Source organism: Aliiroseovarius sp. (assembly GCF_030148435.1).
Lineage (GTDB): Bacteria > Pseudomonadota > Alphaproteobacteria > Rhodobacterales > Rhodobacteraceae > JASBTN01.
Genome location: NZ_JASBTN010000086.1, coordinates 1 through 21,555 on the forward strand (window position 1 = coordinate 1; position 21,555 = coordinate 21,555).

A 21,555-nucleotide genomic window follows, 5' to 3' on the forward strand; every position below is an offset into this window, starting at 1 on the left:
AGGAAATGTTCCTGAACCACCTCTATGGCGGTATGGACGAGCCCGAGCTGAAGATCATCGACGTTTTCATCTGCAAACTGCGCAAAAAACTCTCCAATGCCACGGGCGGCGACAATTACATCGAAACGGTCTGGGGCCGCGGCTATGTGCTGCGCGATCCGGAACCGGCGGAGCTTGACGCTCAGATCGCCCTGGGTGCCTGACAATTTCTGCCCGTAAGGGTTTCAACCTCAGGGCGGACCCGTTCCCTCCGGCCCCGGTCGCTCAGAAATGCGCGGCCGGGTTTCTCTTTCCGGCCTGCTGCAATCTCCTGTCTGGACGCCGGGGTCACGCAAGCCTATCACTTGGAAAACGGTGCGCAGGAGTGGGGCATGGAAATTTCGGTCGAGGCATTGACCAAGGCACAGGCAGAGGCAGAGCTCGCGCGGTTGGCCGATCTGCTGGCAAAGGCCAATCATGCCTATCACGCCGAAGACGCGCCAGAAATCAGCGATGCCGAATATGACGCCGCCAGACGCCGCAATGCCGAGATCGAGGCGCGCTTTCCCGATCTGAAACGCGCCGACAGCCCGACAGACCAGGTGGGAGCGGGCCCGGACGAGGGGTTTGGCAAAATTCCCCATGCGGTGCGCATGCTGTCTCTCGGAAACGCGTTTGAAGATGAGGACGTCGCCGAATTCGACAGCCGCGTTCGCAGCTTTCTGGGTCTCCCACGCAATGCACCTCTGGCCTACACGGCCGAGCCGAAGATCGACGGGCTGTCGCTGTCCCTGCGCTATGAAAACGGCCGGTTGACCCAGGCCGCCACCCGTGGCGACGGGGCAGTGGGCGAGAATGTCACCGCCAATGCCCGCACGATCAAGGATATCCCGCAACAGATCGAAAACGCGCCGGAGACACTGGAAGTGCGCGGCGAAGTCTATATGTCGCATGCCGATTTCGAGGCACTGAACAGCCGCCACGCCGAACGGGGGGGCAAGACGTTCGCCAACCCTCGCAACGCCGCCGCCGGCTCCCTGCGCCAGTTGGATGCCACCATTACCGCCGCCCGCCCGCTGCGCTTTTTTGCTTATGCCTGGGGCGCGCTCAGCGCGCCGCTGGCTGACACCCAGATGGCGGCGATCGACCGGCTGAAACAGCTTGGATTCCAGACCAACCCGCTGACAAGGCTTTGCCGGTCAACGCGCGAGCTGATCGACCACTACACATCCATCGAGGCCCAGCGTGCGACGCTGGGCTATGACATCGACGGCGTGGTCTACAAGGTCGACGACCTCGCGTTGCAGGCGCGTTTGGGCTTCCGTTCCACCACGCCCCGCTGGGCCATCGCCCACAAGTTCCCGGCCGAAACCGCCTGGACCCGGCTCGGGGCAATCGACATCCAGGTCGGACGCACCGGCGCGCTCTCCCCGGTCGCCCGGCTCGCCCCGGTAACTGTCGGCGGAGTTGTCGTCTCGAACGCCACCCTGCACAACGAGGACTATATCGCGGGCAGGGACAGCAAGGGGAGCGTGATCCGGGACGGCAAGGACATCCGCGTGGGCGACTGGGTGCAGGTCTACCGCGCCGGGGACGTGATCCCGAAAGTCGCCGATGTGGACTTGTCAAAACGTCCCGACGATGCCCGGCCCTACGACTTCCCGACAACTTGTCCGGAATGCGGTTCGGATGCGGTGCGCGAGGAAGGCGATGCCATACGGCGGTGCACAGGCGGCCTGATTTGCCCCGCGCAAGCGATTGAAAAATTGAAGCATTTCGTGTCTCGCGGGGCTTTCGACATCGAGGGGCTCGGCGCCCGTCAGATCGAAATGTTCTTTGCCGACGAAACCCTGCCGATCCGCGAGCCGGCTGATATCTTTACCCTCAGGGAGCGCGATGCGCAGAATCTGGCCCGGCTGAAAAACCGCGACGGCTGGGGTGACACTTCGGCAGAGAACCTTTTCGCCGCCATTGAAACGCGCCGGAAGGACATAGCCTTTGACCGGGTGCTGTTCGGGTTGGGGATTCGCCACGTCGGCGAGGCCGCGGCGCGCGATCTGGCACGGCATTTCGCGACCTGGCAGGGTCTTGAAAAGGCTTTGGACCGCGCGCGCCCCGCGGCCATGGCGCATCGACGCGCGGATCTGGCCGAGGAAACCGAACGCCGTCGGGCGACCAGTGAAGGGCGCCGCGCCCGGATCAAACCTATGCGCGAGACGGCCTTCAACATCGAACCGGTTGAGGCTGATGCTCTGGACAGTTGGAACGAATTGATCGCCATTGACGGCGTCGGTCCGGCGCTTGCCCTGTCTCTTTCCGACGCCTTCGCCAACCCGCGTGAACGGGCATCGATCGACCGCTTGATCGCATTGCTCACAATCCAAGCCACCGAAGCGCCAACAGACGACAGCCCCGTGGCCGGAAAGACCGTGGTCTTTACCGGCACGCTCGAAAAGATGACCCGCGCCGAGGCAAAGGCGCGCGCCGAAGCCCTGGGAGCCAAGGTCTCGGGCTCCGTTTCGGGCAAGACCGACCTTTTGATTGCCGGGCCCGGGGCCGGATCCAAGGCCAGAAAAGCCGCCGACCTCGGCGTCGAAATCATTGACGAAGACGGTTGGATCGTACTGATCGGGGGGCTATGAGCACGCGGCCGGAAATCCTTTATCCGCTGTTCGCGGATCTCGAAACTCTTGGAGGGGTCGGCCCCAAGACGGCCAGGTCCTTTGCTGCTCTTGGGATCGAAAAGCCGCGTGATTTGTTGTTTTCCTTGCCTTATTCCGGTGTGGACCGGCAATTCCGCGCCTCGGTCCTGGAGGTGGATCCCCCCGCGACGGCCACGGTCGAAGTCACGGTCAACCGCCATTTTCCGCCGCGGGGACCGGGCGCGCCTTACAAGGTCGAGGTCACGGATGCGCTGACCAGCTTCCATCTGGTCTTTTTCCACGCCAATGACCGCTGGCTGGATGCGAACCTGCCTGTCGGTGAAAAGCGGATTGTGTCCGGGAAAGTCGAATCCTTCGACGGGATCCTGCAGATCGTGCATCCCGACCATATCGTGCCGCCCGCAGACGCGGGGCGTATCCCGGATTTCGAACCGGTCTACCACCTTGCGTCGGGGATAACTCAGCGTCTTATGCTGAAAGCAATCGGCGAAGTTCTGACACGGGTTCCGCCGCTTGCAGAATGGATCGACCCGGCGTTGAAGGCACGCGAACATTGGCCGGACTGGCATGACGCGGTGCGGGCATCGCACAGCCCGGAAGGCATGGACGAGCTGTCGCATAGCCATCCGCTGCGGCGGCGTCTGGCCTATGACGAGTTCTTTGCCCATCAGCTGACCCTGGCCATCGCCCGGCTCCAGGTCCGTCGCGGGAAGGGACGGGTCAGCATCGCGACCGGGGAGTTGCAGAGGAAGGTGCTGGAGGGCTTGCCCTATGCGCCGACCAATGCACAGACCCGCGCAGTGACCGAGATCACGGCCGACATGGGCTCGGGCCTGCGCATGAACCGGCTGTTGCAGGGCGATGTCGGTGCCGGCAAGACGCTGGTCGGTTTCCTGGCGCTGCTCGTGGCGGTCGAGGCTGGCGGGCAGGGGGTGATGATGGCGCCCACCGGGATCCTGGCGCAACAGCATCTGGAAGGTTTGCGCCCCCTGGCGGAACTGGCCGGTGTCAGGGTCGAAATCCTGACAAGCCGGGACAAGGGGCGTGAACGGGCGGAAAAATTGGCCGCCTTGGCCCGCTGCGACATACAAATCCTAGTCGGAACTCATTCCGTGTTTCAAAAAGATGTTCACTTTCAGGATCTTCGCCTGGCCATTGTTGACGAACAGCACCGTTTTGGCGTGACGCAACGCATGGAGTTGGGGGCAAAGGGCGATGCCTCGGATGTCCTGGTCATGACCGCGACGCCGATTCCCAGATCGCTGGCCCTGGCGCAATATGGCGATATGGACGTGAGCGTGCTGGATGAAAAGCCGCCCGGCCGAATACCGATCACAACGGCCATGGTGCAGACCGGGCGGCTCGACCAAGTGGTCGAACGGCTGCGTGCGGCACTGGCCGAAGGGCGCCAGGCCTATTGGGTCTGTCCACTGGTCGAAGAAAGCGAGACCATGGATATGGTCGCCGCCGAAGAGCGGTTCAAACAGCTGCGCGCGGCGCTCGGCGAAGGCGCTGTCGGGCTGGTGCACGGGCAGATGACCCCTTCGGAAAAGGACGCTGCGATGCGCGCCTTTCAACGTGGCGAGACCGGCGTTCTGGTTGCCACCACGGTGATCGAAGTCGGGGTGGACGTGCCAAATGCCTCGATCATGGTGATCGAGCGGGCCGAACATTTCGGTCTTGCGCAGTTGCACCAGCTTCGGGGACGGGTCGGGCGCGGCAAGGCGGCTTCGACCTGCCTGTTGCTCTATCAGGCCCCGCTGACCGAAACCGGGCAGCGGCGGCTCGAAATCATGCGCGAAACCGAAGACGGGTTCCGCATTGCCGAGGAAGACCTGGAAATGCGCGGTGCTGGCGACCTGATCGGCACCGCGCAATCCGGGCTGCCGCGTTTCCAGGTCGGCGACCTGGAACACCAGGCGGGACTCATGGCCGTGGCACAGAAAGACGCGCGCTTGTTGTTGGAACAGGACCCCGGGCTGGAATCCGCCCGCGGGGCCGCGGCACGCGTTCTGTTGTGGCTCATGCGGCAGGATGAAGCGATCCGTTTGATTTCAGTGGGTTAACTCACGATTTCCAGTTTGCTCTCAAATGTTCTTAAAAAGTTCTTTACAATCTGCGGGGAAAGTGAGAACAAATAAGCAACAAAGATGGGCAACGAGAGCAGGAGAATGTCGATGTTGAACGAGGTCAAAGCCGTGCTGTCCCGGTCTTCCGCCACGATCTGGCAGGATGTCGCGGGGGGATGTGCCCTGATGGTTGTTCTGATCGGCGCTCTTCACTTCCCGGGGATCATCTGACCCTCTGCCTGCGGACCTGTCCGGATCCTCGCATCCTGTCCCAATTCGATGCGCTGGTGGTTTCTGCTGATCCACCACTGTCCTGACCCCGGGGTTTCTGCCTCATTCCGACCGGGGTCGCCGGAGCCTGAGAGCCGCAACTGCCGCCGCATCCCACTGTCCCGGGGTGCGGCGGTTTTTTCTTTGGACCGGATGGCTCTGTCCCTTGCTTGAAGGACAGGCCAGGTTTCCGGCGCCTTTCGGGCGGTCCACCTCCCTGGTGCGCCTCACCCCTAAATCGAAACGCTTCAGTCGCTGAACCGGTAGGCGAGGCGCAGTCCGCCCCAGTGACGACCGTTTACGCGGATCGGCGCGGACAGGTCCTTCATCATTGCGAATTGCCCACCGCCCATGTCGCGGCGATAGACCTGTAACAGGAAGGGCGCGGTCGATCGACCGGCCTTCAGCCCCACGCGGTCATCGAAAATCCGCCGGTTGCGGCAATGCGCCATGTTCCAGTCCGGGTCCGTGCCCTGCGGTTGCGAAAATTTCACGTTATGGGTCGGCAGGTACCCGTTCACATCCACCGCGGCGCAGAAGACGATATGCGGGTCGAAGTCCAGCGCCTTTTCGAGGATCGGCGGCAGCACCTGGTCGCAAAGATCAGTAAAGGGGGCCAGCACCTGCTGGGGATTGCTGCCCGGGATTTCCTGGTACTGGCGGGTGAACAGCGCCTCCATCCTGATGGACCCGGCTTTGACGGCCTGTTCGAACATGGCCGCGATTTGCGCCGCATCCGCCTGGACCCGGTCGATCATCGGCTGGTCCAGGGTCCGGCCGCCCAGGGCAACCGTGTCCTGCACGATGGTCTCGGTCAGGTCGACCAACCCGTTGGTCTGTTCCGTGGCCAGGTGCACGCCGCGGGCAGTGTCGCCGACACTTTCACCGATCTGGTCGAAGGTCGGCAGGAAGTTCTCAACGGCCTCGCGCACGGTTTCTGCCTCGACACGAATCCGGTCGGACTGACGCGCGCTTTCAACGGCAGCGGCGGCGATCTGCCCCATCGCTTCGTCCGCCTCATGCGATTCCTTCAAAACAGCATCTGCCGTGGCCGATACCTCCTCCGTATCCTTGGTCAACCGGCTCACCTGTTCGGACAGGGCGGTGACATTCTGGGAAATGCTTCCGGCCGCGTCGGCTGTCTTGCCGGACAATTCGTTGATCGCTTCCGCCACGACGGCGAAACCACGTCCGGCGTCACCGGCGCGGGCGGCTTCGATCTTGGCATTGATGGCAAGGATGTTTACCTGGCTGGCAATGGCGGCGATTTCCTTGTTCGAGCGCAGGACCGAGTCCAGCGAGCCGGCCATGGCCGTCATCTGGTCTGACAGGGCCTGCACCCAGCTTGCGATGTCCTGAGCCTTGGCCCCGCCGTGGCGCACCAGTTCGGCGGAGCTTTCGACCGTGGTCACGGTGCTGCCCGTGCTTTCGATCAGTTCCCCCAGGGCGGAGCGGACCCGCTGGTTAGCTCCCAGCACATCCTGTGCCTGGCTGGACAGGTCGACGATCGCCTGAAGCTGTCTCGCACTCTTCTCGTCCACATTCTGCAGGAAACCGGCCACGTCGACCAGGTCATGGCCCAGCTTTGACGCGTCCGCAGTCAGTTTGGACAGGCTGTCGGGCGCGGGCCGAGCCGAATCGAATCTCTGATTTTCTTTCACGGTGGACCTCCGGTTGGAAGGTCCATCCATAGGCGTCCCGGGTTGAGATTCGCTTAATCCGCAGGCACCGCCTCAAGGGCGGCCAGCGTGGCGTCCCAGGCCAGCAGGATCGAGGCATGCCGGTTCTTGAATTCCCGCGCGGGCCGGAGCACTTCGAGCCCGTCGAAGGGGGCAGGGGGCGTGGGCCCGTCCTCGGCCAGCATGGCGGCCAGGGCATTGCGGGCTTCCTGCAGCTCTGCGCGGCGGGCCCCGGTCACATGGGCGCCCAGGATCGAGGCCGAGGCCTGACCCAGGGCGCAGGCTTTCACGGTCTGGGCAAATTCCCGTACCGTCTCGCCATCGCTGGTCAGATCGACGGTGACGGTCGACCCGCAGAGCGGCGCCCGTTTCTTGATGCTGGCGTCCGGTGCCTCGAGACTGCCCAGGTGCGGGATATCCGCAGCCAGCGCCAGAATCTGTTTGGAATAAAGCTTGATGAGGTCGCTGTCGCTCATGGCGGTCCCCGGTGTCCTTGGCAGTTTCCCGGCTTTTCCTATGCGCCGGTTCGCCCTAGATAGGGGGACGGGCGGGAAATGGAAAGGACAAGCCATGCAATTCGATGTCACTTCGTTGAAATTCGACGAAAAGGGGCTCGTCCCGGCAATTGCGCAGGATGCTGCCAGCGGCGAGGTGCTGATGATGGCCTGGATGAATGCCGAGGCCGTGACCCGCACGCTTGAGACGCGCCGCGTCACCTACTGGTCGCGCTCGCGCCAGTCGTACTGGGTAAAGGGCGAAAGCTCGGGCCATGTGCAGGAGCTGGTGGAGTTCCGTTTCGACTGCGACCGCGACTGTTTGCTGGTGCGGGTGAACCAGGTGGGGCCGGCCTGTCATACCAACCGGCGGAGCTGTTTCTATACGGCGGTCCGGGACGGGGCTGAGGTCGAGTTGATGGATCCGATGGGCTGAGGGGGCAGAACTGAGGGAATTGCGCCCCCGTCGCCATTGTGCTCGGACCAATGGCGCCCCATGGCGACCCCGCAGGATATTTGTGGAAAGATGAAAGGGGTCAGAGCCCGACCATGCGGCGGATGTCCTCGGGCGAGGCGCCATTGTCGCGATAAGTGCGGATCGCCCTGGCGTCGTCGCGTTTGGCGAGGCGTTTGCCGGTCTCGTCGCGGATCAGAACGTGGTGATGATAACGCGGTGTGGGCAGGTCCAGCAGGTTTTGCAGCAGCACTTGCAGGAAGGTGATCTGCCAAAGGTCCTCACCCCGGATGATGTCCGTCATGCCCTGGCCCGCGTCGTCGATCACGGCGGCGAGCACGTAGGAGACGGTCTCGATCTCCTTTCGACCGAGCACGGCGTCTCCGATTTCCGCGACAAGCCGGTCTGGATCGACCCTATGCGTTGCGGCGTGTTTCGGGCCGGTTTCGGTGAAGGTCATGGGGCCGGTCCGAGCCACGGCCTTGGCCATGTTCAGACGCAGGGCGTCGCCGGGTTTGCGGTCGGACATGGGGCGGGGACGGCAGGTGCCGGGGTAGGATTCGGCGGCGGGCACGCCTTCCTGCGGGGCGCTCATCGCGGCGCGGATGGCGCTGCGCGAGCAGGAACAGGGATAGAGCAATCCCCGGTCTGCCAACCGCAGCAGCGTGGCATTGTAGCTGTCCAGATGTTCGGACTGGCGCAGGACTGGCTGCTCCCAGGTCAGGCCAAGCCATTCCATGTCCTCGAAGATCAGCGCCTCCCATTCCGGGCGGCAGCGCTCCGTGTCCGTGTCCTCGATGCGCAGGTGAAACGCGCCCCCCGCCGCGCGCGCCATGTCATGGGCCAGAAGCGCCGAATAGGCATGACCCAGGTGCAGGGGCCCGGTGGGCGAAGGGGCGAAGCGGGTGATCATGCCTGCGTATCAAGCCAGCCCTGCCATTCGGCCTTGGCCCGATCGGTATAGGCCTTGTAGCGGTCCTTGCGCCCGCGCCGCCCGCCTTTGAGCCCGTCAACAGGGTGGAACAGGCCGAAGTTCACGTTCATCGGCTGGAAGGATTTGGCCTCGGCCCCGCCGGTAATGTGGTGGATCATCGCACCCATGGCCGAGTTCTTCGGGGCCGGGGGCAGGGGCCGACCCAGAATTTCGGCGGCGGCAAAGCGCCCCGCGAGCAACCCCATGGCAGCGCTTTCCACGTAGCCCTCGACACCTGTCACCTGACCGGCAAAGCGCAGGTTGGGGCGCGATTTCAGGCGCATCTGCTGATCCAGCAGGGTGGGAGAGTTCATGAACGTGTTGCGGTGAATACCGCCGAGCCGCGCGAAAGAGGCGTTCTCCAACCCCGGGATCATGCGGAATACCTGCGCCTGGGCGCCGTATTTCATCTTGGTCTGGAAGCCGACGATGTTGAAAAGCGTGCCCAGGGCATTGTCGCGACGCAGTTGTACCACCGCATAGGCCTTTTCCCCGGGCTTGTGTGCATTCGTCAGGCCAATCGGTTTCATTGGGCCGAAGCGCAGCGTCTCGCGGCCGCGTTCGGCCATCACCTCGATCGGCAGGCAGCCGTCGAAATAGTTCGCCGTTTCGCCCTCGTGGAACTCGGTCTTGTCGGCGGCCAGAAGCGCGTCGATGAAGGCCTCGTACTGGTCGCGGGTCATCGGGCAGTTGAGGTAGGCCTTGCGCTCTGCCTCGGTGTCGCCCTTGTCATACCGCGACTGCGCCCAGACCACATCCATGTCGATGCTGTCGGCATGCACGATCGGGGCGATGGCGTCAAAGAAGGCCAGGCGTTCGGCGCCGGTCTCGGTCTGGATCGCCTGGCCCAGGGACGGGCTGGTCAAGGGGCCGGTGGCGAAGATCCAGTGGCCATCCTTGGGCAGGTCGGTCACTTCGCCATAGTCCACGCGCAGGTTCGGCAGGGCGGTCAGTTCGGCGGTTACGCCCCGGGAAAAGGCGTCGCGGTCCACGGCCAGCGCGCCACCGGCCGGCAGGCGATGGGCGTCGGCCATGCGCATGATCAGCCCGTCGGCCGCGCGCATCTCCCAATGGAGAAGGCCCACGGCATTCTGTTCGTCATCATCCGACCTGAAGGAGTTCGAGCAGACCATTTCGGCCAGGTCGCCGGTCTGGTGGGCGAAAGTTTCGACCTTGGGGCGCATCTCGTGGATCACCACGTCGATCCCCATCCTTGCAGCCTGCCAGGCGGCCTCGGAGCCCGCAAGCCCGCCGCCGACGATATGAAGTTCCTGTGTCATGGGCCGGGATATAGGGCAGCGTCGTGGCCTTGGAAAGAGCACTTGGGCCCAGGGACGCGAAACAGCTCGGCGCCAGCGGCCCTATTTCATGGCCAGCGACCGGGCGAAGCTGCGCGCCATGTCATCCGGGTTTTCTGCAAAGGCCGCGTGGCCCGAAGAGTCGCAGGCGCCGGCAGGATGCAGATGCGCCACCGCGCCCTTTCGGCGCACCAGACGCGTACGGTGGGCAAGCGTGTTTCGGTCCGCCCGGGCAGGGCTTGCTACCGGCAACAAGGTCAGAAGCAGCCCGGACAGGAGCGCCACATCACGCCAATAGGCCTGTGAATCAATCGCCATGCCGGAGAGCTTGGCAAGCACCGCCGCCACGGCGACGGTAAGGCTCAGATAAAGGGCGGGCAGGCGCAGGGTCGGTCCCAGGCTCATCGCCCAGGCCAGGGCAAAGACCAGAGCATTGAACGTGAACAGGCCGAATTCGCCGGGGAACAGCGTATACGCAAGAGCGAGCCCCTGAGGCCAGGGCAGGATCTGTGCCGCAACACCGGTAAACCAGGCCAGAAGCACCAGCCTCAGGGCCCGGTGTCCGGCCGGGGAAATGCAGAGTGTTTCTGCCCGTATCATACCCATTCCCTCCACCCCCTTGATGTCTTGCGGGGTCTTCGGCTCCGCTCTTGTTTCTTTGAGCCAAGAGACAGGATAGGGGCAAATCGGGCAAAACTTGGCCCTTGGAGGGGTGATTGTTGGGGCAGAAGCGTCAATATACGGTTCTGCCCCCCTTCTGTTTCCGCCTCTGAACGGGAAGGTCTCGCTGGAACAGGGGGGATCGGCCCAGGGCCAGGGCGGTCCGGGAGCCGGGCTCGCGCCCGCTCGCTACCGTCGCTCAGCCCGCCGCGCGGGGTGAGCGCCTATTCTTCACCACCCTGGCTGTCCACCTCCGTGGCCTCGTCGTCGCTCTGCTCGGCAATACGTGCCACCGAAACGACGCTTTCGCCCTTGCCGGTGTTGAATACCTTGACGCCGCCAGCCCCACGCGAGCGGAAGGAGATACCATCCACAGGGCAGCGGATCGACTGCCCCTTGGAGGTCGCCAGCATGATCTGGTCGCCAAGGTGGATCGGGAAACAGGCGACGATATTGCCGCCCCTCATCGCCGCGACACCCTGACCACCGCGTCCGCTGACCCGATAATCATGGCTCGAGGTCAGGTTGCCGGTGCCGCCCTTGTTGATCGTGACCAGAAGGTCATTTGCTGCCAGCATTTGCTGATAGCGTTCTTCAGGCAGATCGTCGGACGCCTCTTCGTTGACCTCGTCGTCGGACAGATCGCTGCCCAGTTCGCCGCGGAATCGTTTGATGAAGGCGGTGCGTTCATCAGGGGTGGCCTCGAAATGACGGATGACCGAGGCCGAAACGACCTCATCCCCGTCATTGACCAGCTTGATGCCGCGCACCCCGGTGGAGCTGCGCGAGTTGAACACGCGCGCATCAGTGACCGGGAACCGGATGGCACGACCACTTGAAGTTACGAGCATAACGTCATCATTTTCATCGCAAATTTTTGCGTTGATCAAGCGGGTGCCCTCATCTTCGCCTTCGAATTTCATCGCGATCTTGCCGTTCGATTTCACATTGGTGAAGTCGGACAGACGGTTGCGGCGGACAGACCCCTTCGACGTGGCAAAGACGATCTGCAAGTCGTCCCAGTCCTTTTCATCCCGATCCACCGGCAGAATGGCAGCGATTGAAACGCCGGTCGGGATCGGCAGGATGTTGACCAGCGGCTTGCCCTTGGCGGTGCGCCCGCCCTGCGGCAGGCGCCAGGTCTTCAACTTGTAGGCCATGCCGTCGTCGGTGAAGAACAGAAGCTGCGTATGGGTATTGGCGACGAATAGGGTGGTGATTGCGTCCTCATCCTTGGTCTGCATGCCGGACAGGCCCTTGCCGCCGCGTTTCTGGGCGCGGAAATCGGCCAGCGGGGTGCGCTTGGCCCAACCCGAGGCGGTAATGGTCACAACCATGTCCTCGCGCTCGATCAGGTCCTCGTCATCCATGTCACCGGACCAGTCGACGATCTCGGTGCGTCGCGGCACGGCGAATGCGTCGCGCACTTCGGTCAATTCGCCCGAAATAATGCCCAGAATGCGCTCGCGCGACCGAAGAATATCCAAGTAATCCCGGATCTTTGCGGCGAGTTCCTGAAGTTCGTCGGTGACTTCCTTGACCCCCATCGCGGTCAGGCGTTGCAGGCGCAGTTCTAGGATCGCGCGGGCCTGGGTGTCGGACAGGTTATAGGTCCCGTCCTCGTTCATCTTGTGGGTCGGATCGTCGATCAACTGGATGTATTCGGCGATGTCATGGGCCGGCCAGCGGCGCTCCATCAGCCTGGCGCGCGCATCCGCCGGGTCGGCGGAGCTGCGGATCGTCGCGACCACCTCGTCCACATTCGAGACCGCCACGGCCAGACCGCAGAGGATATGGCTGCGTTCGCGCGCCTTGCGCAGCTCGAACGCGGTGCGGCGGGTGACAACTTCCTCGCGGAAGGTAATGAAATGGCTCAGGAAATCGCGCAGAGTCAGTTGTTCGGGGCGACCGCCGTTCAGGGCCAGCATATTGCAGCCGAAGGAGGTCTGCATCTGGGTGAACCGGAACAGCTGGTTCAACACGACCTCGGCAGTCGCGTCGCGCTTCAGTTCAATCACCACGCGCACCCCGACCCGGTCCGATTCATCGGCGATGCCGGAAATCCCCTCGAGCTTCTTCTCGCGCACAAGATCCGCGATCTTCTCGATCATCGAGGCCTTGTTGACCTGGTAGGGGATCTCGTCCAGCACGATGGCGTAGCGGTCCTTGCGGATTTCTTCCACGCGGGTCTTGGCGCGGATGATGACGCTGCCGCGGCCTTCCAGATAAGCCTTGCGCGCGCCGGAGCGGCCAAGAATGATGCCGCCGGTGGGGAAATCCGGGGCCGGAATGATCTCCATCAGCCGTTCGTCCGAAATATCCGGCTCCTCGATCATTGCCAGCGTCGCGTCGACCACTTCACCCAGGTTGTGGGGCGGGATGTTCGTGGCCATGCCGACGGCGATGCCGCCCGCGCCATTGACCAGCATGTTCGGGAACTTGGCCGGCAGGACAGTGGGTTCCTGTTCCTTGCCGTCATAGTTGTCCTGGAAATCGACCGTGCCCTTGTCGAGGTCGGTCAGCAGCATCTGCGAAGCCTTGGCCAGGCGGCTTTCGGTATAGCGCATGGCCGCCGGGTTGTCGCCGTCCATCGAACCGAAGTTGCCCTGGCCGTCGATCAGCATCAGCGACATGGAAAAATCCTGCGCCATGCGCACCAGCGCGTCATAGATCGCGCTATCGCCATGCGGGTGGAACGAGCCCATCACGTCGCCGACCGACTTGGCCGATTTTCGATAAGGCTTGTCGTGGGTGTAACCGCCCTGCTGCATTGCATAAAGAATGCGCCGATGCACCGGTTTCAACCCGTCGCGCAGGTCGGGGATGGCCCTCGAGACGATGACGCTCATCGCATAGTCCAGATAGGAGCTTTTCATCTCCTCCTCGATGGCGATATGCGGACCATCCCATTGGGGGCGTTCCGGCATCATTTCGTCTTGATTTTCAGGGGTGTCGGGAGTGTCGCTCACAATGGCCGCCTCTGGTCTGTCGCGCGTCTTCTTGTCATTCGGGACACTATATCATCCGCCTGTCGTCAGGGGCAACCACAAGAGACTGGGGCGAGACGTTTTTCGAGCCGAAAACCGGGCCGGAATCCGAGTAGATTTTCACCGCCCGGGGCAAATGTCGCGCAGAGCGTTTCAAGGCTTGTCCCCCGCGCCCATCTGAAGGATTATCCCCGCCGAAGCGAAAGGCTCAAATCCAGGGGGTATCCATGGCCGGAAATCGCAGCGTTTTCGAGGAAGTCAGCGACGAGGCCGGCACGCGCCTGGCCGCCAGAACCGGGGGGATCGCCCGGGGCGGTGGCGGGGGACGCGGGCGCGGCCTGATCCGGCTCTGGCTGATGGTGCTGTTCACCCTGGTCGCTGCCATGGTGATCGTGGGCGGGCTGACCCGGTTGACGGATTCCGGCTTGTCGATCACCGAATGGAACGTGATTTCGGGGGCGTTGCCGCCAATCGGAGAGGCCGCCTGGATGGCGGAGTTCGAGAAATACAAGGCGATCCCGGAATTCGAGCTGCAGAACAGCAACATGACCCTGGAAGGGTTCAAGACGATCTACTGGTGGGAATGGGGCCATCGCCAGCTGGGCCGGTTCGTCGGCTTGGTCTGGGCCCTCGGTTTCCTGGGCTTCCTGGTGACGAAACGCATTCCCGCCGGCTGGGCTCCGCGCCTGTTTCTGTTGGGTGTGCTCGGCGGCGCGCAGGGGGCAATCGGCTGGTGGATGGTCTCGTCGGGCCTGACCGGAGAGATGGTCGACGTGGCCTCCTATCGTCTGGCCACCCACCTCGGGCTGGCCTTCCTGATCCTCGGCCTGATCAGCTGGTATATCCTGCTGTTGGGCCGTGACGAACCCACGCTGATGACGGCCCGCCGGGCGCGCGAAAAACGCCTCTTCGGCCTCTCCACCGGCCTTCTGCACCTGGTCGCGTTGCAAATCCTGCTGGGCGCGCTGGTGGCCGGCATTGACGCCGGGCGCAGCTATGCCGAATGGCCTCTGATGGGGGGCCAGTTCTTCCCGCCCTATGCCTTCGACCTGGAACCGCTGTGGCGCAACTTCTTTGAAAACGCGGGTCTGGTGCAGTTCATTCACCGGATCGTTGGCTATCTTGTCGTGATCTTCGCCGTCGTGGTCTGGAACATGTCGCGCCGTTCGCCCCACGCCCTGACCCGCCAGGCGGTTGCCCTGGCGATGGTGATGCTGATGACCCAGGTCGTTCTGGGCATCGCCACGCTGTTGACCGCCGCACAGCTTCACGCCGCGATCACCCACCAGGTCGGGGCGATCCTTGCCTTCGTGCTGGTGCTGCGCGCGCGGTTCCAGGCAGGGTATCCCGCCGAACAAAGTGTCAGGGGCTAAGCCGGATGAAAGATGTCGCGACCCCCTATGAGGCGCTGATTGCCCATGACCGCGAGACCCAGGCCCTGGCGCAGATCGCCGGGCGGCTGGGCTGGGACCAGGAAACCGTGATGCCGCGCGGGGCCGCACCACAACGGGCCGAGGAAATGGGCGCGCTCGAACATGTCATCCACAGCCGCCGCACCGATCCGCGTGTGGGGGAGTGGCTGTCGGCGATCGAGGAAGGCACGCTCGATGAGGTCGGTCGCGCCCACCTGCGTCACATCCGCCGCTCTTTTGAGCGCAAGACACGCATCCCCGCCGCTCTCGCCGGAGAACTGGCGCGCGTCACCTCCGAGGCGCAGGGGCAATGGGCCAAGGCCCGTGCGGACGACGATTTCCAATCCTTCAAACCGGTGCTGGAAAACATCCTGCGTCTGAAACGCGAGGAAGCCGAGGCGCTCGCGGATGGCGGCGACCTTTATGATGCGCTGCTGGAGGACTACGAACCCGGCGCCACCGGGGCCGAGCTGCAGGCGATGTTCGACGCGCTGCGACCGCGCCTGGTGACGCTGCGCGATGCCTGCATGGGCGCGGCGCAACAGCCCGCTACGCTGGAGGGGCGTTTCGACGAACGCAAGCAGATGAAACTGGCCCGCGAACTGGCCCGCACATTCGGCTATGACATGTCCCACGGGCGGCTCGACAGGGCGGTGCATCCGTTTTCCTCGGGCTCGGGGCTCGACGTGCGCATCACCACGCGCACCTCGGACGTGGATCCGTTCAACTGTTTCTATTCGACGATCCACGAGGTCGGCCATGCCTGTTACGAACAGAACATCGACCGCGCATATCTGATGAGCCCGCTGGGGCAGGGCGTGTCGATGGGTGTGCATGAAAGCCAGAGCCGGATCTACGAAAACCAGCTTGGCCGCTCCGCCGCCTTTACCGGCTGGCTGCACGGGCGCATGACCGAGGTGTTCGGCCCGCTCTCTGTCACATCGCCGGAGGCCTTCTTCGGGGCGGTGAACAAGCTGCACCCGGGCTATATCCGCACCGAGGCGGACGAGGTGCAGTACAACCTGCATGTGATGCTGCGCTTCGACCTGGAACGGCAGATGCTGGCGGGAAATCTGGCGGTGGCCGATCTGGAAGAGGCCTGGAATGCCCGGTTCGAAGCCGATTTCGGTGTCACCGTGGACAAGCCGTCGAACGGCTGCCTGCAGGACGTACACTGGGCCGTGGGGCTGATCGGGTATTTCCCGACCTATTCCCTTGGCAATGTCTATGCCGGCTGCCTGCACCAGGCGCTGCGGGCCGACATGCCGGAGCTGGACGAGAAACTTGCGGCGGGCGACGTGGCCTCGGTTACAACATGGCTGGCTGACAAGGTACAACGACACGGCGGGCTTCATGAGCCGAAACAGGTCATTGAACGGGCCACTGGTGCGCCGGTCTCCGTCGCGCCGTTTCTGGACTATCTCGAAGCCAAGTTTGGCGCGATTTATCGACTTTAGATCAGTGGTTTACAGCGGCAACTTGATCTGCGCCTTATAGCGGGTCACGGCAATCTGGTGGAACTCCAGCCGCAGCCGCTTTTCCGCCCGCAACACGACCTCGGCCGCCGCCCGGGCATCTTCGCCCGCGTCGTGGTGGCGGAAGTCGAGCCCCAGCGCCGTTTTCAGGTGGCCCAGCCCATGACCGCCATTGCCCTTGAACTCGGGCCAGGCGCGCCGGGCGATTTTCACGCTGTCGGACCAGCTCAGCTCCGGACGTTCAAGCCCATGGACGCGGCAGGCCGCCTCGATCGCTTTCTGGTCAAAGCTGCTGTGCTGCACCAGATGGTGGCGATTGAGCAGGTCGAAGAGGACCGCCCAGGCCTCGGGGAACGTGGGCGCGCCCGCGACCGTGCCCGGGCCGATGCCGTGCAGATCGGTATTGAAAGGCGCGAATGGCTGCTGCGGGTTCACATAGGTCGCAAAGGTTTCGATGCCCCCGTCCGGCCGCACGCAGCCCAGCCCGATCTGGCAGATGCTGCCGGCTTCGCGACTGGCGGTTTCCACGTCGAGCGCGATGAAGCGAAAGGGACCGTCAGGCAGTTGCATGGTCAGCCCAGACCGGCCACGAATAGCCCGGCCAGGTAGGCCACAACGGCGCAAAGCCCACCGACCAGCACCGTTTCCGCCACCGACCGGGCGGCCCGTTCTCCGGTCGCGGCAGTGCGCAGCAGCCCCAGCAGAACAAGGGCCAGAGTGGTGGCGGCGACCGACCAGCCGAACCGCCCGGCGTTTTCGGGCAGCAGGACGAAAGGCGCCAGGGGTATGGCGCCGAAAAAGACGAAGGCCAGAAAGGTCACGAAGGCGCGGGCGCGCAGGTTGTGGCTGTCCGGTGCCTCCATCCCGTAGTCGTAGCGCAGCACGAGGTCGGCCATCAGGGTCGGGCTGGTGGCCAGGTGGTCGGCGGTATGGCGGGCATCCTCGCGGGCAAGGCCCTGGGCGACCAGGTGCTCGGCCATGGAGGCCGCGGCGGTCTTCGGATCGCGCGTGACGCGGTCCACGACCTGGGCGTGACGGGCGCGGAAAAGCTCGGTGGCGGACCGGCCCGACAGGAATTCACCCATGCCCATGCTGACCGCATCCGCAGTGAGGTTGGCAAGCCCGAAGATCAGCACCGCCAGCACGCCCAGACCGACCACGCCCTGCGCCTCGGCACCTGCAAAGCCGGCGACGATGGCAAAGGTGGTGACGATCCCGTCGTTGCCGCCATAGGTGATCTGTTTCAGGTAGTCGTGAATGCGACCGTCAAGGGACGTCATCGCTGGCTGTCCTTTCCGCTGGTTGCCCCCAGCCTAGGCTGCCTTTGCCAATCGGCCAAGCGGCTATCCGGTCGCTGCGTGGCTGGCGAACCAGGCGTCGATCCGGGGGCGCAGGGCCTCCCATACGGCGGGTGCTCCGCGTTTGACCTTGATGCCGACGCGGGTCTCAAGCTGGTCGCGGGTGACGCTGTATTCGATCCACGACCCGCCGCCATCGACCAGGTTCGCCATGACCGGCTGCACCCGGTCAAGCGATTTCGCAAAAACCGCATCGGAAGTTTTCGCCGCTTCAAATTCTTCCCATATCGACCTGAAAACATACCGTTTTTCTTCGGGAAGGAGGCCGAAAAGCCGATCGGCCGCCGCCTGTTCCAGCACAGCGATCGCCGCGTGGTCCACCTGCCCGTGCACCGGCACGTCGCCTGCGTCGATTTCGACCAGGTCATGCAGCAGAAGCATCATCATGACCCGGGTGATGTCGACGCCCGGAGCGGCCTGTTCGGCCAGAATGAGGGCAAAGAGCATCAGGTGCCAGGAATGTTCCGCCGAGTTTTCGCGCCGCGCGGCCGACAGGATCGGCGTGGCGCGGGTGACGGTTTTCAACCGGTCGGCCTCGGCAAGGAACCTGAGCTCACCGGGGATGTCGGCGGGGCCGTCCAGCAGACGCGTGGCCAACCCGTGCAGCGCGGGCCAGGTGTCCGCCATCGGCGCGGTGCGACCGGTCTTCAGATTGTCGCGCGCGATATCGAAATGCCAGTCCGGCGCGCCGGTCGACAGCAGCACCTGGAACACCGGCTGGATGAAATCGACCCGTTTGGCATAGGCGGCCTCGGGCGAGGCGGCCCCCTCGAATTCTTCCCAGATTGCCCGCAGATGAGCGCCCTGATCGTCCGGCAGGATCCCGAACAGCCGGTCGGCGGCGCGCTGTTCGTTGCGCGCGACCTCTGCGGCGTCGAAATCCTCGTGAATGGGGTGATCGCCCGCGTCGATTTCGACCAGGTCATGCAGCAGGCACATGGACAGGACCTTGCCGATATCCACGCCGGGCGCGTGATCGGCCATGGTCAGGGCAAAAAGCGCCAGATGCCAGGAATGCTCCGCCGAATTTTCCTGCCGCGACCCATCCATCAGCACGTTGGAGCGGTTCACCAGTTTCAGCCGGTCTGCTTCGGTCAGAAAGGCGAGTTGGCGGGTGAGGCGCTCAGCCATCCGCTTTTTGTGTCCGCACCCGCACCAGGTCGTCCAGCAGGGCGCGGCCGCGAGCTTCGGCGCGGCGGATGCGCACGGCGGTCATGAAGGCCTCTTCCAGCGTGGTCGAGGACGAACCCACAGATTTCATCACCTGGGTGATGATGTCCTCGTCCCCGGTCACGCGCACCGCTTCCAGCGCGTCCTGCGCGAGCTTGTCGGCTACCTGTTCCAGTAGGTCCATGGCCCGCCCCTCAGCGCGTGTTTTCGGTCAGGCGGCGGCGCACATATTCATCGACGCAGGTAATCATGGTGTCCATGTGGTCGTTTTCGAAAAAGTGCCCGGCGCCCTCGACCTCGGTATGGGTGATGGTGATGCCCTTCTGCTCGTGCAGCTTGTCGACCAGGGTATGGGTGTCTGCGGGTGGGGCGACACGGTCATTGGTGCCGTTGATGATCAGCCCCGAGCTGGGGCAGGGCGCCAGGAAGCTGAAGTCATACATGTTGGCCGGCGGGGACACGGAGATAAAGCCGGTGATCTCGGGCCGGCGCATCAGGAGCTGCATGCCGATCCAGGCACCGAAAGAGAACCCCGCGACCCAACAGTGTTTCGCATTCTGGTTCATCGACTGCAGGTAATCCAGCGCCGAGGCCGCATCGGACAATTCGCCCACGCCCTGGTCATATTCACCCTGCGACCGGCCCACGCCACGGAAATTGAACCGCAACACGGTAAAGCCCATCTTGTGGAAAGCATAATGCAGGTTGTAGACAACCTTGTTGTTCATCGTGCCGCCGAATTGCGGATGGGGATGCAGGATGATGGCGATCGGGGCGTCTTTTTCCTTCTGCGGATGGTAACGGCCTTCCAACCGGCCCTCGGGGCCGGGAAAAATCACTTCGGGCATGTGTCCTCGATCTGTTCTGCGGTCTCTCTGTCGCACCCGGATTTCTTGACGAAAACACTTGGGCACCATAATAGGGGTCGCGAATTCCGGGTTTCTGAACCGGGGCTTGCGCATCCCCTCTGAGGTAAATGCCGACGGGCCGTTCGTCAACGTCTATGCAGGAGAATCCGCCATGAAGCTGTCGACCAAGGGACGTTATGCCATGGTGGCGCTGGCCGATCTGGCCATGCAGCCGGAAGGAGAGCTTCTGTCGCTTACCGAGCTGAGCAAACGTCAGGACATTTCGCTGCCCTATCTGGAACAGCTTTTCGTGAAACTGCGCCGCGCCGGGCTGGTGGAATCGGTGCGCGGCCCGGGCGGGGGGTACCGCCTGGCCAAGCCGCCCTCGGACATTCGCGTGGCCGAGATCCTGGGCGCGGTGGACGAGACCGTCAGCGCGATGCACAAGGGGGCAGGGGCCTCGGGCGCGAGCTCGGGTTCGCGCGCGCAGAGCATGACCAACCGGCTGTGGGAGGGGCTGAGCGCACATGTCTACGTCTTTCTGCACCAGACCCGCCTGTCGGATGTGGTCAGGAACGAGCTGACCCCGTGCCCTGCGGTGCCGACCCTGTTCCACGTGGTGGATGATGACTGATCCTATGCAGGTGGGGGCCAGCCCCCACACCCCCGGGATATTTGTAGCAAGATAAAGAGGATGGGCCGCGTGAGCCGCGTTTATCTGGATTGGAATGCCACCACGCCGCTGCGCCCCGAGGCGCGCGAGGCGATGGTCACGGCCATGGATGTGGTCGGCAACCCGTCGTCGGTGCATGCCGAGGGGCGCGCGGCGCTGGGGCTGGTCCAGAAGGCCCGCAAGCAGGTCGCTGCGGCGTTCGGGGCAGAGGGGGCGGATGTGGTCTTTACCTCCTCGGCCACGGAGGCCGCCGCTCTGGCGCTGGCCGGGCGGGGCATTGCCTGTTCGGATCTCGAACATGACGCGGTGCTGGCCTGGTGCGAGTCGGCGTTGGATGTGAATGCGGACGGGGCCGTGGCGATTGACGATCCCGCCCGCGCCACGCTGCAATCTGCCAACAGCGAAACCGGTGTCCTTCAGGCCCTGCCCGAGGGGCTGTTCCTGGTCGATGCGACCCAGTCCTTTGGCAAGGTGCCCTTCGCCTTCAACTGGTCCGGCGCCACGATGGCGATCATTTCGGCGCACAAGCTCGGTGGACCGAAGGGGGTGGGTGCTCTTGTGATGAAACGCGGCACCGATGTCGAGGCGCGCATCAAGGGTGGCGGACAGGAGATGGGGCGGCGTTCCGGCACCGAGAACGTGATCGGCATCGCTGGTTTCGGCGCGGCGGCCGAGGCGGCGGCGCGGGCGGTGGACAATCGCGAATGCGAACAAATCGCAGAACTTAGAAAGATTCTAGAAAAGACCATTGCCGAATCCTGCAAAGAGACTATTTTTGTCGGGAAAGACGCGAACAGGCTTCCCAACACCTCCTGTTTCATCACTCCGGGCTGGAAGGGTGAGACACAGGTGATGGTGATGGATCTGGCCGGCTTTGCCATCTCGGCGGGGTCGGCCTGTTCCAGCGGCAAGGTGAAACCCTCGCGGGTGCTGCGGGCCATGGGGTTCGACGAGGTGCAGGCGGCGTCGGCCGTGCGCGTCACGTTGGGCCCGACGACAACGGAAGACGAGGTGACGCGCTTTTGCGAGGCGTGGCTCCGCGAACATGACAAGTTCCGCGCACGGGGCCGGTAGGGCTCGCGCGGTGAAAGGA

The 21,555-nt window shown here is 63.8% G+C and carries 20 protein-coding genes; 9 read left to right on the forward strand and 11 right to left on the reverse strand.

What is annotated here, in order from left to right:
* The 4 genes from Q1V43_RS16080 to Q1V43_RS16095 all read left to right on the forward strand — a co-directional run.
* Positions 1-203: helix-turn-helix domain-containing protein (locus Q1V43_RS16080; RefSeq protein WP_300520263.1), on the forward strand; the 203-nt coding region annotated here is incomplete at its 5' end.
* 168 nt (positions 204-371) lie between these two features.
* Positions 372-2,621 carry an NAD-dependent DNA ligase LigA gene (gene ligA / locus Q1V43_RS16085; RefSeq protein WP_300520266.1) on the forward strand — a complete coding sequence of 750 codons (2,250 nt, stop codon included), beginning with the start codon at positions 372-374 and terminating at the stop codon, positions 2,619-2,621.
* The gene (recG, locus tag Q1V43_RS16090; protein ID WP_300520269.1) at positions 2,618-4,708 is read left to right on the forward strand and encodes an ATP-dependent DNA helicase RecG; all 2,091 of its coding nucleotides are present in this window, start codon (positions 2,618-2,620) and stop codon (positions 4,706-4,708) included. The genes ligA and recG overlap by 4 nt, the downstream gene beginning before the upstream one ends.
* Positions 4,709-4,819: 111 nt before the next feature.
* Complete coding sequence (locus Q1V43_RS16095) at positions 4,820-4,942, forward strand: hypothetical protein (RefSeq protein WP_300520271.1); 123 nt, start codon at positions 4,820-4,822, stop codon at positions 4,940-4,942.
* A gap of 287 nt (positions 4,943-5,229) precedes the next feature.
* Here Q1V43_RS16095 and Q1V43_RS16100 read toward each other — a convergent pair whose 3' ends face one another.
* Together Q1V43_RS16100 and Q1V43_RS16105 are read right to left on the reverse strand one after the other, a co-directional pair.
* Complete coding sequence (locus Q1V43_RS16100; protein WP_300520275.1) at positions 5,230-6,642, reverse strand: methyl-accepting chemotaxis protein; 1,413 nt, start codon at positions 6,640-6,642, stop codon at positions 5,230-5,232.
* A gap of 53 nt (positions 6,643-6,695) precedes the next feature.
* A complete protein-coding gene (locus tag Q1V43_RS16105) occupies positions 6,696-7,136 on the reverse strand; it encodes an iron-sulfur cluster assembly scaffold protein (RefSeq protein ID WP_300520278.1) in 441 nt (146 codons plus the stop codon).
* Between the two features lie 94 nt (positions 7,137-7,230).
* Here Q1V43_RS16105 and hisI point away from each other — a divergent pair, with 94 nt between their 5' ends.
* Positions 7,231-7,590 (forward strand): phosphoribosyl-AMP cyclohydrolase, encoded by a 360-nt coding sequence (gene hisI / locus Q1V43_RS16110; protein ID WP_300520281.1) that lies wholly within the window; start codon positions 7,231-7,233, stop codon positions 7,588-7,590.
* A gap of 100 nt (positions 7,591-7,690) precedes the next feature.
* Here hisI and gluQRS read toward each other — a convergent pair whose 3' ends face one another.
* From gluQRS to gyrA, 4 genes are all read right to left on the reverse strand, one after another.
* On the reverse strand, positions 7,691-8,521 hold the full coding sequence (gene gluQRS, locus Q1V43_RS16115; RefSeq protein ID WP_300520284.1) for a tRNA glutamyl-Q(34) synthetase GluQRS: 831 nt from the start codon (positions 8,519-8,521) through the stop codon (positions 7,691-7,693).
* Positions 8,518-9,861: a methylenetetrahydrofolate--tRNA-(uracil(54)-C(5))-methyltransferase (FADH(2)-oxidizing) TrmFO gene (gene trmFO / locus Q1V43_RS16120; RefSeq protein WP_300520286.1), complete on the reverse strand. Its 1,344-nt coding sequence runs from the start codon at positions 9,859-9,861 to the stop codon at positions 8,518-8,520. Before trmFO ends, gluQRS begins: the two co-directional genes overlap by 4 nt.
* Positions 9,862-9,942: 81 nt before the next feature.
* A complete protein-coding gene (locus Q1V43_RS16125; RefSeq protein ID WP_300520289.1) occupies positions 9,943-10,485 on the reverse strand; it encodes a hypothetical protein in 543 nt (180 codons plus the stop codon).
* A gap of 278 nt (positions 10,486-10,763) precedes the next feature.
* The gene (gene gyrA, locus Q1V43_RS16130) at positions 10,764-13,508 is read right to left on the reverse strand and encodes a DNA gyrase subunit A (RefSeq protein WP_300520290.1); all 2,745 of its coding nucleotides are present in this window, start codon (positions 13,506-13,508) and stop codon (positions 10,764-10,766) included.
* A gap of 245 nt (positions 13,509-13,753) precedes the next feature.
* Here gyrA and ctaA point away from each other — a divergent pair, with 245 nt between their 5' ends.
* Both ctaA and Q1V43_RS16140 read left to right on the forward strand, forming a co-directional pair.
* On the forward strand, positions 13,754-14,899 hold the full coding sequence (gene ctaA / locus Q1V43_RS16135; RefSeq protein WP_300520292.1) for a heme A synthase: 1,146 nt from the start codon (positions 13,754-13,756) through the stop codon (positions 14,897-14,899).
* Positions 14,900-14,904: 5 nt separating this feature from the next.
* Positions 14,905-16,395 (forward strand): carboxypeptidase M32, encoded by a 1,491-nt coding sequence (locus Q1V43_RS16140; protein WP_300520294.1) that lies wholly within the window; start codon positions 14,905-14,907, stop codon positions 16,393-16,395.
* 9 nt (positions 16,396-16,404) lie between these two features.
* Here the strand turns inward: Q1V43_RS16140 and Q1V43_RS16145 are convergent, their stop codons facing one another.
* The 5 genes from Q1V43_RS16145 to Q1V43_RS16165 form a co-directional block, all read right to left on the reverse strand.
* On the reverse strand, positions 16,405-16,983 hold the full coding sequence (locus Q1V43_RS16145) for a 3'-5' exonuclease (protein ID WP_300520296.1): 579 nt from the start codon (positions 16,981-16,983) through the stop codon (positions 16,405-16,407).
* A gap of 2 nt (positions 16,984-16,985) precedes the next feature.
* The gene (locus tag Q1V43_RS16150; RefSeq protein ID WP_300520299.1) at positions 16,986-17,693 is read right to left on the reverse strand and encodes a VIT1/CCC1 transporter family protein; all 708 of its coding nucleotides are present in this window, start codon (positions 17,691-17,693) and stop codon (positions 16,986-16,988) included.
* A 63-nt stretch (positions 17,694-17,756) separates the two neighbouring features.
* Positions 17,757-18,902: an HD domain-containing protein gene (locus tag Q1V43_RS16155; RefSeq protein ID WP_300520302.1), complete on the reverse strand. Its 1,146-nt coding sequence runs from the start codon at positions 18,900-18,902 to the stop codon at positions 17,757-17,759.
* Positions 18,895-19,125, reverse strand: a complete 231-nt coding sequence (locus Q1V43_RS16160) for a hypothetical protein (RefSeq protein ID WP_300520304.1) — start codon at positions 19,123-19,125, stop codon at positions 18,895-18,897. Before Q1V43_RS16160 ends, Q1V43_RS16155 begins: the two co-directional genes overlap by 8 nt.
* Before the next feature lie 10 nt (positions 19,126-19,135).
* Positions 19,136-19,789, reverse strand: coding sequence for an alpha/beta hydrolase (locus tag Q1V43_RS16165; protein WP_300520307.1), 654 nt, complete (start codon positions 19,787-19,789; stop codon positions 19,136-19,138).
* Positions 19,790-19,961: 172 nt separating this feature from the next.
* On the opposite strand from Q1V43_RS16165, the gene Q1V43_RS16170 reads away from it, so the two are divergent.
* Both Q1V43_RS16170 and Q1V43_RS16175 read left to right on the forward strand, forming a co-directional pair.
* Positions 19,962-20,423 carry an Rrf2 family transcriptional regulator gene (locus Q1V43_RS16170; protein ID WP_300520310.1) on the forward strand — a complete coding sequence of 154 codons (462 nt, stop codon included), beginning with the start codon at positions 19,962-19,964 and terminating at the stop codon, positions 20,421-20,423.
* Between the two features lie 69 nt (positions 20,424-20,492).
* Positions 20,493-21,536 (forward strand): cysteine desulfurase family protein, encoded by a 1,044-nt coding sequence (locus Q1V43_RS16175; RefSeq protein ID WP_300520313.1) that lies wholly within the window; start codon positions 20,493-20,495, stop codon positions 21,534-21,536.
* The last annotated feature ends 19 nt before the right edge of the window (positions 21,537-21,555 follow it).